A 12996-nucleotide genomic window follows, 5' to 3' on the forward strand; every position below is an offset into this window, starting at 1 on the left:
GAGCATTACCTCCAACACGAGATACCGAAATACCTACGTTAATTGCTGGACGAACTCCTGAGTTAAACAAATCTCCATCAAGGAAAATTTGACCATCAGTAATGGAAATTACGTTTGTTGGAATATATGCTGATACGTCACCCGCTTGAGTTTCGATAATAGGTAAAGCAGTTAATGAACCACCACCTTTTACGATAGATTTTAACGAATCTGGTAAATCATTCATGTTTTTTGCGATGTCATCATCAGCAATTACTTTACAAGCTCTTTCTAACAAACGAGAGTGTAAGTAAAAAACGTCTCCAGGGTATGCCTCACGTCCCGGTGGTCTTCTTAACAAAAGAGAAACCTCACGGTAAGCTACAGCTTGTTTAGATAAATCATCATAAACAATCAAAGCTGGACGACCAGAATCTCTAAAATATTCTCCAATTGCAGCACCTGCGAAAGGAGCATAAACTTGCATTGGAGCCGGATCAGAAGCATTAGCTGCAACAATAACTGTATAAGCCATAGCACCTTTTTCTTCTAACATTTTAGCGATTCCTGCTACAGTTGAAGCTTTTTGCCCAATTGCAACATATATACAAAATACAGGTTTTCCTGCATCGTAAAATTCTTTTTGATTTAAGATCGTGTCAATACAAACGGTTGATTTACCTGTTTGACGGTCACCAATAACCAACTCACGTTGTCCACGACCTACTGGAATCATTGCATCTACTGCTTTGATACCTGTTTGTAATGGCTCAGTAACTGGTTGACGGAAGATAACTCCTGGCGCTTTTCTTTCCAAAGGCATTTCGTATAAATCTCCACCTATTGGTCCTTTTCCATCAATTGGAAAACCAAGAGTATTTACTACACGACCTACCATTTGTTCTCCAACTTTTAGAGAAGCAATACGTTGTGTTCTTTTTGCTGTAGATCCTTCTTTGATTCCTGTAGATGGTCCTAAAAGTACCACACCTACATTGTCTTCTTCAAGATTCAAAACGATTCCTTCTAGACCGTTGTCAAATTCTACAAGCTCACCGTATTGAACATTTGATAACCCGTAAATACGAGCAATACCATCTCCAACTTGAAGTACTGATCCTACTTCTTCTAGCGTAGCACCAGATTCAAAACCTGATAATTGCTTTTTTAATATTGCTGAAATCTCAGCAGGTTTAATTTCCGCCATAATTATATAAATAACTAGTTACTTAATTCTCTTTTTAATACTTGTAATCTGTTAGCAACAGAAGCGTTATATTGCTTGTCGCCTATTCTTAAAATAAATCCTCCAATAATTGAAGCATCTACGGTATTTTCTATGGTTACTTTTTTGTCTGAAAAGGTTGCGATTTTAGCTTTTACTTTAGCTTCTAAATCAGCATCCATTGCAATGGCTGTGGTAACTTTTGCTACTTCGATACCATTTTCTTCGTCAAATAATTTGTTGTATTCTGAAGCAATTGCTCCTAGAATTTCAAATCTTTTGTTTTCAAACAATAAATGAAATAAGCTTTTTGTTACTTCATTTGTGTTAGCAAAAACTTCTAACAACGCATTTTCTTTAGCTTCAACTTTGATTGTTGGGTTTTGAATAAAAGTATCCAATTCCGAATTATCATTGATAGTTGTTGCTACTAAAAACATATCATTACTCACTTCGTTAGCTACATTTTTTGATGTTGCTAAGTCTAGAATTGCTTTTGCGTAACGAATTGCTGCTCTTGTACTTGACATAATTAATTTAATTTAACGTCTCCTAACATTTTCTCAACCAATTTAGTTTGAGCTTCTTTGTTAGATAATTCGTCTTTTAGTAATTTTTCAGCAATTTCGATAGACAAGTTTGAAACTTGAGATTTCAATTCTGCCATAGCCGCATTCTTTTCGCTTTCGATTGCAGCTTTTGCTTGCTCAATCATTTTAAGACCTTGCGCTTGCGCTTCGGTTTTAGAATCGGCAATCATTTTTTCTTTGATTTCGCGAGCGTCTTTAAGCATGTTGTCACGCTCTAGTCTTGCTTCTTGCAAAATACGTTGATTGTCTGCTTGAAGATTTTGCATTTCTGTTCTAGCATTTTCTGCCGAAAGCAATGCATTTTTTATTCCTTCTTCTCTATCGTTTACCGCATCAAGAATGGGTTTCCAAGCGAATTTCTTAAGTAAAAGTATTAACCCTACAAATAAAACAATTTGTAAAATAAATAACCCTAATGAAAATTGACCTAATAATTGTTCCATTATATATTTTCTTAATTTATTAATCTAATTTTTATTAATTAAACAATTGTTGTAACCAACCGTTACAACAATTGTTTTAAAAATATTATTTGCCCATAAAGAATGCAGCAAAACCAATACCTTCAATAAGTGCAGCTGCGATAAGCATTGCAGTTTGAATTTTTCCAGAAGCTTCTGGTTGACGTGCAATAGCGTCCATCGCTGAACCACCAATTTTACCAATACCTAAACCAGCACCGATAACAATTAAACCTGCTCCTACTAAATTTGGAATAGTTCCCATAATGTATATATATTAAAAATTAAACATTCAAATTATTCTGCCAGCGGCACCGCCTGGTTCTTCGCTTAAATTGTCCACTGGACAATTTAATGATGCTCAGCCCCATCATGGTGATGTTCTTCATTTGCCGAACCGAAGTAAAGCGCAGTTAACATCGTGAAAATATAGGCTTGTAATCCAGCTACTAATATTTCTAGTATAGAAAGAACAAATGCTAAAACAAATGAAAACCCACTTCCTGCAACATTGTTAAATGTATACATCATTGCGATAATACTCATTAAAACGATGTGTCCCGCAACCATATTAGCATACAAACGGATTGTTAATGAAAAAGGTTTGATAATTGTACCTAACAATTCAATAGGTGCTAAAACTATTCTCATTAATGGCGGAACGCCTGGCATCCAGAAAATGTGACCCCAATAATTTTTGTTTGCTGTAAAAGTGGTGATTAGATAAGTAATAATAGCTAAAGCTGCTGTGATTGCAATATTCCCTGTAACATTAACCCCTAGTGGTGTTAAACCAAACATATTTAAAAACCAAATAAAGAAAAATACTGTCAATAAATGACTCATATATTTTTTGTAATGCTTTTCTCCAATATTAGGAATGGCAATTTCGTCTCTAACATATAAAATAATTGGCTCGAAAAATCTACCAGCACCAGTAGCTATACCTCCGTTTTTACCATATGATTTACCAAGGTTTCTAAACATTACAAACATTAATAAACCTACGAACAAAATCATAAATATATTTTTAGTAATAGATAAGTCTAGTGGTTTAATATTAGATTCTGAACCAGAGGCATCAGTTTTATAAACCATTCCATCATGATGACCAATCATGTAGTAGTTTCCGTTAGATTCCGCTACTTTTTCTCCGTGATGAAATTTTGAAGACATAAAAAATTGAAAACCATTATCCCAAAGAATAACAGGAAGTGGAAATCCAATATGTGTTTCATCTCCTGATTCTTTTCCGTAAGAAAAGAAATTAAAATCATGTGAATCTCGTAAGTGATGTTGAATGTATTCTGCTCTTTCCTCTGCAGCTAAATCTTCTTTTGATAATTTTGTTTCAGCAACAGGAGTTGCTTCTGTAGCTACATGAGTTGTATCTACTAAAACAAGAGCCACTTCAGTTTGTACTTTCGTACTATCTGAAACAACATTTGCAAAACTAAATAACGGAAGACAGGCAATTACTGCTGTCAATATAAATCTAAGTGGATGCTTTGAAATTACCATATATAAAAAACTATAATGCTTGGTTTGTAAATTTGGTGCAAAGGTACATTTTTTATTAATATTCAAAAACGATATAGATTCTTTTTTAATCTATATGTTTATTTTATTGATTTTACTTCTTTTATTTTTAGCTATAAGTTATCAACAAATTAGACTTTATTTTTAAAATTCTTCCTTTAAATCATTTATTTTATCAGTAATAAAAGGGTTTTTGTCGAAAATTTAATAATAAAAATTGTTAATAAGTTGTTTTTTTATATATTTAGACAAAATAATATTTATGAAAATTAATAAATTTATGAAAAGAAATTTACTTATTTTATTTATTAGTCTTTTCTATATAAATCTATCTGCACAATGTTGGCAGTCTGTTTCCGCAGGTGGATCACATACTTTAGGGATAAGAACAGGTGGTACTTTGTGGGCTTGGGGAAGAAATAATTCCGGACAATTAGGTACTGCTGGAGTTCCAGCTAGTTTATCTAATATTCCTATACAAGTTGGAACAGACACAAACTGGCAAACAATTTCTGCTGGAAATGCACATAATGTTGCTCTAAAAACCGATGGTACGCTTTGGACTTGGGGAAGAAACCTAGCCAGCCAACTCGGTGACGGAGGCTCAACAAGCTCTAATATTCCTATTCAGATTGGAACTGATACTGATTGGAGATTTATATCTGCTGGTGACGAATATGTTATTGCAATAAAATCTGATGGGACTTTATGGGCTTGGGGAGATAATACTAACGGACAATTGGGCGACAATACAACTATAAATAAAAGTATTCCTACACAAGTTGGAACAGATACAAATTGGCTACTAGTTTCTGCGGGTACTAGTCATACACTAGCAACAAAAACTAATGGAACTTTATGGGCTTGGGGAGCGAACAACTCTGGACAATTAGGAGATAATACAATTGTAAATAAAATAATTCCTACACAGATTGGTTTAGAAACAAATTGGCGAAATGTGATGGCTAGCATATTACATAGTGTTGCTACAAAATCTGACGGAAGTCTTTGGACTTGGGGAGACAACACAAATGGTCAGCTTGGAGATGGAACTGTTGTTGGAAAAATAATTCCTACCAATATTTCTTCAGTGGTAAATTGTAGTTTGATAGCAAAAGGACATCAGCATACTATTGCTAAAAAATCTGATGGTACATTATGGGCATGGGGAGGAAATGCTTTAGGGCAACTTGGCGATGGTTCAAATAGTCAAAAAAATGTTCCTGTTGGTGTTTCTGGTTTAGCAACCGATTGGCAAATGGTAAATTCTAAACTAACACACACTGTCGCTTTAAAAACCGACGGTAGCCTTTACACTTGGGGAAACAATTTATGGGGACAATTAGGTGATGGTTCGACTAGTGCAAAAAATATTCCAACATTAATTACTTGCCCAACGCTATCTGTTGATGAAAGTGTTTTTGCTGAGAAACTATCGATTTATCCAAATCCTATATCTTCTGTTTTAAATATTAGAGCAAATAATGATATCGTTTTTAATAAAATTATAATTACAGATTTATACGGAAAAATAGTTTTTGAAAAGAAAGAAAATATCACTCAAATTAATATTGAAAATCTAGTTTCTGGATTATATATTATTCAAGCATTTTCTGAAGAAAGTCGTTATCAAAATAAATTTATCAAAAACTAAGTTTATTCTTCTTTCTTATTCAATATTATGATGGTTAGAACTGTTTCAATGGTTAAGAATACTAGGAATAGTATAAGGAAATTCCATTTCTGAAGTGAATTGTTTTCGGTTTCTTGTTTTAAAATTGAAGAACCAAAAACGAAACAAATCATCATTTTAATTAAGGTTAATAACAAGAAAACATTCCCTACAATGTCGATGTTTTTCTCTTTGACTCTAATTAATATTAGTTCTATCGCTATTGAAAACAATCCAAAAAACAAGTATAGTTGCTCTAATGAGTATATAAAATTATTTTCATTTATTTTAAAAATAGAAAAAATAGTTTTGTGTACAAAATAAATTATCCCTATAATTAATATTAAAATCGCAATTGATTTTATGCCTTTTTTAAACATCATTATGATTTTTTGTCCATCTCATTTACTTGACGATATACATTATATAAAGCCAAAAAGACACCTATCAAAGTAATCACTTTGTAATAAGATATCTTGTCATTTGTATAGTTTTTATCTAACCAAAATCCGAGTCTATAAAACAAATAGATAATGGCTCCCATTTGTATTGGAATATTTATGAGCGAAAGCCATTTTATATTATTTTTATTATCCTGCTTGTTATTCTCCATGCGCTGGTAAAGTAGGTTTTGAAGTTGTTTTCATAATACAAGACGCGGTAAAATCCGCTCCTGGTTCTACAGATAGTTTTGTACAATTAACCTCGCCTTCTATACTTGCTTTATTTTTTACGGTTAAAATTTCTTGAACTATAATTTTTCCTTTAACCTTTCCTTCTACATCTACATTTTGACAAAAAATGTTTCCTGTAACAGTTCCTGCGGGACCTATAACTAATTTTCCTTTTGACGTAAAATTACCTATAAGGTGTCCGTCTAGTCTAAAATCGGCTGTCGATTCGATATCTCCTTTTATGATTGTTGATTCAACAATTCTGTTGGTTTTTCCAAGTAATTCTGTATATGATTTTGGGCTTTTTTCAAACATTTTGTTACTGATTTAATTCGAGGAATTGATTGTAATTTTTCTTAACTTGAATAACTAAATAATTCTCACTAGAAATTACTTTTGCTGGATTTAAAATTTTATAATCTCTACTGTCCTTAAGAATACTCGCAAAATAGTCAGAATATTCTTTTGATTTTATACCATGTATTACAACAAAACTTTCAGTTTCATTATACACATCGTATGACACTGAAAAGGTGTCATATTGTTTTTCTTTAATATATTTATTTATTTTTTCAATTAATGTTTTAGTTTCTTCATCATCTCGAGCTCCAGTTTTGTATAAAATTTTCCAGTTTTTAGACAATGTGTCGTTTACAAAAACTCTTTGTTCTAAAGTTGGAATATTTGTTTTAATAATTTCTTCCGCTTGTTTTCCTTCTTTTGTATTTGGGAAATTTAATGCTACATAATTTAATGCTTTTTTATACTCCTCTACACCTTTTAGTTTACCTATCGCACTAGCTTTTAATAACTCAAATTTTGGTATTAAATCATCACCAGCAAATTGTGCTAAACTTTTTTCAATAGTTCCTAAAAGAGTAACATATTCTTGGTTCCCAAATTGTTTGTATATTGTTTTATAAACATCCTCTGGTGTTTGTGTAATCGTATTTTCTTCTGTTATTGTTCCGTTTAAAATTTGTGCATATCTTGTGTTTGGATAATTTTCGATAATTTTATTTTTAACAATTGCTGCTTTAGATTTGTTTGTAATTTCATAAATTTTATACAAATTATACATCGATGGCAATATTAATCTTTCTTCTGGATTGTTTTTTAATAACATCTCAAATTTAGACGCTGATAATTCGTATTCTTTAAATTTTTCTTTATAAATAACTCCTAACTGATAATAAGCAAAATTTCTTTCTCTTGCCAAACTATCTAAAACTATTTGTGAGGTTGGAAGTTGTTTTAAATAAAAATCTGCTTGATATTTTTCTACTACTTCGTCTATTGCTGTATTATTATTATTGTTTGTAATAACTTCCTGATCTGGTATTTTTGTATTTTCTGATTGAATATCCCATCTCCAATTATCATTTAGTGTTCGTTTTCCCCATTTTTTTAGAAACTCTACTTTGCCATAACTTACAGTTGTTGGGCTATAAAAATAAAAAGTGTTATTATTTCCGCTTTCAAAAGCAGCAACACTTGGTGGTAAAGAAATTTGATCCACTCCTTTTGTAACCGTTTTTATTCGATCTCTAGGACCCGTATCTATATCCTGAATTCCTATGTTTGATCTTGTGTTTTCTTTTTTTTGTTTATCTTCAAGTAATTTTTTAGCCACTTCTTTTGCTTTCAACTTTACTATATAATCTTCGAAAAATCCTTTTTGGTCATTTTTAGAAAGCGAAACGATGTTTAATATGCTATCATTATTCTGAACAATTCCTTCATATTTAATAACATCAACTAAGTTTTCGCGCTTTTTTACAATACTAAAATATTCACGATCCTTCTTAACTAGTCGAGTTAATGTACTATCATAATATTTTCCAGCTGTTAGGTATTTCGTCTTATCAAAATAAATTGTTGCTAATTTTTTATATGTTGTTGCTTGTAAATAAATGTCTTCGGACTTAGATCTTAATGACTTATTATAAAACTTAATTGCCTGATCTTTTTTGTTCAGCTTATCATAAAAAGAAGCCATTTGATAATTTAAAATATCGTGATATGGTCGATTTTCTCTATCTTTAAAAAGTTTTACGTATTTTTTTAAAAAAGCCACCGTATCTTCTGTTTGGTTTATTAACTCAGATTGTTTTGCGTGCGATTGCATTACATATTGTTTAGGTGATTTTCGCTTCATTTCAATGATTTCTTGAAACTCGATGTATGCACTATCTTTATATTCTAAGGACTGATATAACTGACCTAAAATAAAATGATATCGTGCTTTTTCTTCTTTTAATTTAGTTGAATTTAGTGCGATTTTTAGTGGTGCAATTGCGCTGTCTTTTTCCTCTAAATTAATATATGCTTGAGATAAAATTGCATTTGCGTCGGCAAAAACTTGAGGTTTTATTTTATTATTATTTATAAGTCTTCTAAGATTTTTAATAGCTAGGGCATCGTTTTCTAATCTAATATTTGTTTTTTCTCTCCAAATTTTTGCTTCATATATTTTATCTGAATTAGGATATTTATATAAAATATAATTAAATGCTTCTAATGCAGGGATAAATCGTTGGTCATAATAGCGTGATTTTCCCAAAAGTAAATACGCTTCGTCCATTTGAGTGTTTTTTTCACGACCATCAATATTCATCGAATGTTTTTGAATTGCTTTGGTTGCTTTGGTTTCGGCGCGTTCAAAATTTTGGTTTTTTGTCTTTTGCCCTGGCAACATGGCTTCTTCTAGAATTTGCATTCTTTCTACTGGCAAAACTTCCCAAAAATTATCTTTATATCCTGTTTTTAAATCATTAATACCCAACTCTAAGGCCACATTACCGTTGTACAAAACATTATATTCTGAATTTAGTGCATGCCAATTTCTATTTACAAAAGAGTTCTTCTTTGTAGAACAGGCTACAACTAAAAGTAATAAAATAGAAAAAGAAATATATTTTAAACAGTTTGTTTTCAATGTAAAAGATTTTAATCATTAACTTCTAAAAGTCAAATTTAGTATAATGACTGGTAAAAATACGTTTCTTTTTTAAATTCAGAAAATAAAGTATTTTTTAATTTTTTGTTCGTAATAATAATATGTCAATCGTGTTTCTTAATTTTGCTAAAAAGAATAAAAAATATGTCTACATTTTACAAACTAACAATACAAGAAATAAAAAAAGAAACTTCACAAGCGGTTTCTATCCTTTTTAACGTTCCTACCGAATTTAAAGATTTTTATAAATTTGATGCTGGACAATACGTTAATTTAAAACTAACTTTAGATGGCGAAGAAATTCGTCGTGCTTATTCTATTTGTTCATCACCAAATAGTGGTGAGCTTCGCATTGCGGTTAAAGCAATAAAAAATGGGCTTTTTTCTAAATTTGCAAATAACGAACTAAAGGTTGGGAATATTATCGAAGTGGGAACTCCCGAAGGAAAATTTACGTTCGAACCTCATGCTGACAAACAAAAAAACTATCTGGCCTTTGTTGCGGGTAGTGGTATAACTCCAGTTATGGCAATCTTACAATCGGTTTTATTGCAAGAGCCTAAAAGTTCATTCGTATTAGTTTTTGGAAACAAAACCGCCGAAGAAACTATTTTTCATGATCAATTAATAGAATTACAACAACATTATTTAGGTAGATTTTTTGTTCATTTTGTATATAGTCAATCTGAATCCGAAAATTCTCTTTTTGGCAGAATAGACAAATCTGTGGTCAATTTTGTAATGAACAACAAACATGCTGGTAAAGAATTTTCTAAATTTTACTTATGTGGACCTGAAGAAATGATTAATACAGTAAGTGATATTCTTAAAGAAAAAAATGTCCCTGAAAAGGATATTAAATTTGAATTGTTTTCTGCTTCTACAAAAGAAAATACAATTGATATTGGTAAAAATGACCACACAAAAATCACTGTTATTGTTGATGGAGATGAAACTACTTTTGAAATGTCATCTAAACAAACATTATTGGAAGCTGCGCTTAAACAAGGTATTGATGCTCCGTATTCTTGTCAAGGAGGAATATGTAGTAGTTGTTTGGCTCGAGTAACAAAAGGTAAAGCAGAAATGAAAAAGAACTCTATTCTTACCGATAAAGAAATTTCTGAAGGATTAATTCTTACTTGTCAAGCACATCCAACATCGAGTGAAATTTTAATAAATTATGATGATGTTTAAAATATGTTGATTTTTATATATAAAAAAGGAGCTAATTAGCTTCTTTTTTTATGAAATTTTGCTTTTAGCCGGTAAATTTTGCTTTTTTATCGAGTTTATTGATTTTTAGCACAATAGGTGAAAAATGATTGTATTTTTATTCAAATTTCAATAAAAAACAAACAAAAACTTTATTATGTCTTTAACAATTATTAAACTTAAATCTCAGGTGAGAATCACTTGTGTTATATTCTTTTTATTTTTAATGAATACTTTAAACGCTCAAGTGGGAATTGGAACCACAACTCCAAATGCAGCTCTCGATGTTATTGCCGGAGCAAATAATTATGGCTTACTTATGCCTCGTGTAGTGCTAACTGCTACAAATGTTGCTGCCCCTGTAAAAAACCCTGCAACTGGAGCTTTTTTAACAAATGCAGTCGCAGAAATAGGAACTATGGTTTTTAACACAAATACTACAGTTGGAACTTACGGAGTAATTCCTGGTATTTATTTTTGGGATGGTACTAACTGGGTGTCACAAGTACACCGTTATTTTGATACGAAATTTTCACAAAACTCAGATTTAGTAGTAGCCACTAGTGCATCAACTTATACCAATATCCCTAATTTGAATGCAAAATCATTTGTTGCGCCTTACACAGGGAAATATTCAATTATTTTTACGGGTTATCTTGGCGCTGGAACTGTAGATATTAATTCTGCAAAAGTAGGTTTTGTAGAAGGAAATTTTAAACTTACAGTAAACGGAACGGACTATAAAAAATACAACCACTCTACTAGTTTTTATAATAGTGATACAATGGTAGATTATTTAGAGCTTTTTAATGAAACAAATATAAATACAACCATAAGCTTAACCGCTGGACAAACCTGCAACTTAAATGCCTCATACTGGGGAATTGCCGATGACAATATTACTGAATCTAATTCGCATGTGATTGGAAAAAGTACTGCTTTGGGTAATTTTTGCGAAATTAATGTAGTGTATATCGGGCGATAATAATGTTTAAATAAAAATAGAAGAGGAGCTTAATTAAGCTCCTCTTCTATTTTATCTATTATTCTTTCTGGCAAAATAGTTCTCATCACATCTTCATAACCTATCACTGTTTTATTTCCATAGACTGATGTGGGTAATAACGGATGTTTTTCTCTGTCGGATACCAATGCATTTTCTATTGGTTGGTTGAATGGTGAGAAACCAGCGAAAGGATGAGTTGCACCCCAAAGGGTTATTACTTTTACACCCAACATGGCTGCAATGTGTGCATTCCCAGAGTCCATCGAAAGCATGATGTCTAAATTTGAGATTAAGTCTAATTCCTCCTGAAAAGTAATTTTTCCTGCAATGTTTATTATGTTTGTATTGTTTTTTGAAAGTAAATCTAAAACTTCTATTTCTTTTTTACCTCCACCAAATAGGATAATTTTGTAATTCTTATTTTCAGACAAATCGTTTATTGTTTGCTGCATCAAATCTAAAGGATAAACCTTGCTCTCATATTGTGCAAAAGGAGCAATTCCTATCCATTTTTCGTTTTTATTTCCAATAATCGAAATTATTTTTTCTGATAAAATAGCTTTTTTAGGAAAAGTTGGATTGTTTAAATCTATATCAAAACCTAATTTTTTAAACGTATCACAATGTACATTAAACATTGTTTTTAGTGGTTTAAAAATTTTATTTTCAGCTCTTGTTAATGCTTTTTTCTCGGTTCTTCCCTTGTTTGAAGCCGCTACTTTTTTGCCAAACAAAAGAAATAATATTCTAATTGTTTTAGAACGGATTACATTATGCAAATCGGCAAAAGCATCAATATTTAGTTTTTTTAAATCTAAAAACAGTTTTATAAGTCCTAAAAATCCTTTGTGACGATTATTTATATCAACACCAAAAAAATTTACGTTAGGAATTGTGTCGAAAAAAGGTTTAAAAAAAGCTCTTGAAACTAAAGTGATTTTTACTTCCGGATATTGTAAAACAAAAGCTCTCAAAACAGGAACTGTCATAGCAGCATCGCCCATTGCCGAAAGTCGAATTACTAAAATATGTTTAATTTGGGACAATTGTATTATTTCTTATTCTGGTACAAAACAGGATTCAACTCATCATCGTTGTACATTTTCATTTGTTTGTACACTTTCATATATTTATCTCCAGCTTCAATATCTGTTAGTAAATCATCAATTGCAGTAGTTAAATCCTTCTTTTGTTCTAATAAAACATTTAACTTTTCCTGGCATTTAGCTCTATGTTCTGCCGAAGCTTCTTCACGAGTTGCTTCTTCGTTCATGTGGTAAATTTTAAGTGCTAAAATAGACAATCTATCAAATGCCCAAGCTGGACTTTCAGAGTTGATTTTTGCAGACAGTTTTACATTTACCGAAGCATATTTCTGAAGGAAATAACTGTCTATATATTCGACCATATCAGTACGAACTTGGTTAGAAGCATCTATTTTTCTTTTAAGAACTAAAGCTTCAACTGGATCGATATTTGGATCACGAATTATGTCTTCATAATGCCACTGAACAGTATCTACCCAATTTTTAGCATACAATAAATGCTCTATTTTTTCCTTTGGATATGGATTTGAGATAGGCTGATTTACATCATCAAATTTGTGATAATCGTTGATGCTTTGTTCAAAAATTGGAAAGGCAAATTGTGAAAACATAATTTTTAATAATTTATTG

14 protein-coding genes are annotated in these 12996 nt (G+C 31.2%); 3 read left to right on the top strand and 11 right to left on the bottom strand.

Annotated elements, in window-relative coordinates; all coding sequences use genetic code 11:
* The 5 genes from atpA to atpB all read right to left on the bottom strand — a co-directional run.
* The coding region (atpA, locus tag ABI549_RS05285; RefSeq protein WP_348075413.1) for a F0F1 ATP synthase subunit alpha at nucleotides 1-1186 on the bottom strand (1186 nt) is incomplete at its 3' end.
* A 14-nt stretch (nucleotides 1187-1200) separates the two neighbouring features.
* Nucleotides 1201-1734 (bottom strand): ATP synthase F1 subunit delta, encoded by a 534-nt coding sequence (gene atpH, locus ABI549_RS05290; protein WP_348075414.1) that lies wholly within the window; start codon nucleotides 1732-1734, stop codon nucleotides 1201-1203.
* 2 nt (nucleotides 1735-1736) lie between these two features.
* On the bottom strand, nucleotides 1737-2237 hold the full coding sequence (locus ABI549_RS05295; protein ID WP_348075415.1) for a F0F1 ATP synthase subunit B: 501 nt from the start codon (nucleotides 2235-2237) through the stop codon (nucleotides 1737-1739).
* Nucleotides 2238-2322: 85 nt separating this feature from the next.
* Nucleotides 2323-2520 carry an ATP synthase F0 subunit C gene (gene atpE / locus ABI549_RS05300; protein WP_103724671.1) on the bottom strand — a complete coding sequence of 66 codons (198 nt, stop codon included), beginning with the start codon at nucleotides 2518-2520 and terminating at the stop codon, nucleotides 2323-2325.
* A gap of 86 nt (nucleotides 2521-2606) precedes the next feature.
* Entirely contained in the window at nucleotides 2607-3776 is a 1170-nt protein-coding gene (gene atpB / locus ABI549_RS05305) for a F0F1 ATP synthase subunit A (protein WP_348075416.1), read from the bottom strand.
* Between the two features lie 280 nt (nucleotides 3777-4056).
* On the opposite strand from atpB, the gene ABI549_RS05310 reads away from it, so the two are divergent.
* Complete coding sequence (locus ABI549_RS05310) at nucleotides 4057-5448, top strand: T9SS type A sorting domain-containing protein (protein WP_348075417.1); 1392 nt, start codon at nucleotides 4057-4059, stop codon at nucleotides 5446-5448.
* Between the two features lie 2 nt (nucleotides 5449-5450).
* Here the strand turns inward: ABI549_RS05310 and ABI549_RS05315 are convergent, their stop codons facing one another.
* From ABI549_RS05315 to ABI549_RS05330, 4 genes are read right to left on the bottom strand one after another with little or no spacing between them, the layout of a single operon-like run.
* On the bottom strand, nucleotides 5451-5846 hold the full coding sequence (locus ABI549_RS05315; protein ID WP_348075418.1) for a hypothetical protein: 396 nt from the start codon (nucleotides 5844-5846) through the stop codon (nucleotides 5451-5453).
* A 2-nt stretch (nucleotides 5847-5848) separates the two neighbouring features.
* On the bottom strand, nucleotides 5849-6079 hold the full coding sequence (locus ABI549_RS05320; RefSeq protein WP_348075419.1) for an AtpZ/AtpI family protein: 231 nt from the start codon (nucleotides 6077-6079) through the stop codon (nucleotides 5849-5851).
* Nucleotides 6069-6455 (bottom strand): polymer-forming cytoskeletal protein, encoded by a 387-nt coding sequence (locus ABI549_RS05325; protein ID WP_348075420.1) that lies wholly within the window; start codon nucleotides 6453-6455, stop codon nucleotides 6069-6071. The genes ABI549_RS05320 and ABI549_RS05325 overlap by 11 nt, the downstream gene beginning before the upstream one ends.
* 4 nt (nucleotides 6456-6459) lie before the next feature.
* Complete coding sequence (locus ABI549_RS05330) at nucleotides 6460-9078, bottom strand: tetratricopeptide repeat protein (protein ID WP_348075421.1); 2619 nt, start codon at nucleotides 9076-9078, stop codon at nucleotides 6460-6462.
* Between the two features lie 165 nt (nucleotides 9079-9243).
* On the opposite strand from ABI549_RS05330, the gene ABI549_RS05335 reads away from it, so the two are divergent.
* Nucleotides 9244-10296, top strand: coding sequence for a ferredoxin--NADP reductase (locus tag ABI549_RS05335; protein ID WP_348075422.1), 1053 nt, complete (start codon nucleotides 9244-9246; stop codon nucleotides 10294-10296).
* A gap of 175 nt (nucleotides 10297-10471) precedes the next feature.
* Nucleotides 10472-11299 (top strand): hypothetical protein, encoded by an 828-nt coding sequence (locus ABI549_RS05340; RefSeq protein WP_348075423.1) that lies wholly within the window; start codon nucleotides 10472-10474, stop codon nucleotides 11297-11299.
* Between the two features lie 29 nt (nucleotides 11300-11328).
* Here ABI549_RS05340 and ABI549_RS05345 read toward each other — a convergent pair whose 3' ends face one another.
* Together ABI549_RS05345 and ABI549_RS05350 are read right to left on the bottom strand one after the other, a co-directional pair.
* On the bottom strand, nucleotides 11329-12324 hold the full coding sequence (locus tag ABI549_RS05345; RefSeq protein WP_348075449.1) for a glycosyltransferase family 9 protein: 996 nt from the start codon (nucleotides 12322-12324) through the stop codon (nucleotides 11329-11331).
* Nucleotides 12325-12371: 47 nt separating this feature from the next.
* Nucleotides 12372-12977, bottom strand: coding sequence for a DUF4254 domain-containing protein (locus ABI549_RS05350; protein ID WP_348075424.1), 606 nt, complete (start codon nucleotides 12975-12977; stop codon nucleotides 12372-12374).
* Nucleotides 12978-12996: the final 19 nt, after the last annotated feature.

It is taken from the genome of Flavobacterium sp., assembly GCF_039932285.1.
Taxonomy (GTDB): domain Bacteria; phylum Bacteroidota; class Bacteroidia; order Flavobacteriales; family Flavobacteriaceae; genus Flavobacterium.

Coding starts and splice junctions, on each gene's coding strand:
- atpH (WP_348075414.1), bottom strand. CDS start 1,734: ATGTCAAGTACAAGAGCAGCAATTCGTTACGCAAAAGCAATTCTAGAC.
- atpE (WP_103724671.1), bottom strand. CDS start 2,520: ATGGGAACTATTCCAAATTTAGTAGGAGCAGGTTTAATTGTTATCGGT.
- ABI549_RS05345 (WP_348075449.1), bottom strand. CDS start 12,324: ATGGGCGATGCTGCTATGACAGTTCCTGTTTTGAGAGCTTTTGTTTTA.
- ABI549_RS05350 (WP_348075424.1), bottom strand. CDS start 12,977: ATGTTTTCACAATTTGCCTTTCCAATTTTTGAACAAAGCATCAACGAT.
- ABI549_RS05340 (WP_348075423.1), top strand. CDS start 10,472: ATGTCTTTAACAATTATTAAACTTAAATCTCAGGTGAGAATCACTTGT.
- ABI549_RS05295 (WP_348075415.1), bottom strand. CDS start 2,237: ATGGAACAATTATTAGGTCAATTTTCATTAGGGTTATTTATTTTACAA.
- ABI549_RS05320 (WP_348075419.1), bottom strand. CDS start 6,079: ATGGAGAATAACAAGCAGGATAATAAAAATAATATAAAATGGCTTTCG.
- atpB (WP_348075416.1), bottom strand. CDS start 3,776: ATGGTAATTTCAAAGCATCCACTTAGATTTATATTGACAGCAGTAATT.
- ABI549_RS05310 (WP_348075417.1), top strand. CDS start 4,057: ATGAAAATTAATAAATTTATGAAAAGAAATTTACTTATTTTATTTATT.
- ABI549_RS05315 (WP_348075418.1), bottom strand. CDS start 5,846: ATGTTTAAAAAAGGCATAAAATCAATTGCGATTTTAATATTAATTATA.
- ABI549_RS05325 (WP_348075420.1), bottom strand. CDS start 6,455: ATGTTTGAAAAAAGCCCAAAATCATATACAGAATTACTTGGAAAAACC.
- ABI549_RS05335 (WP_348075422.1), top strand. CDS start 9,244: ATGTCTACATTTTACAAACTAACAATACAAGAAATAAAAAAAGAAACT.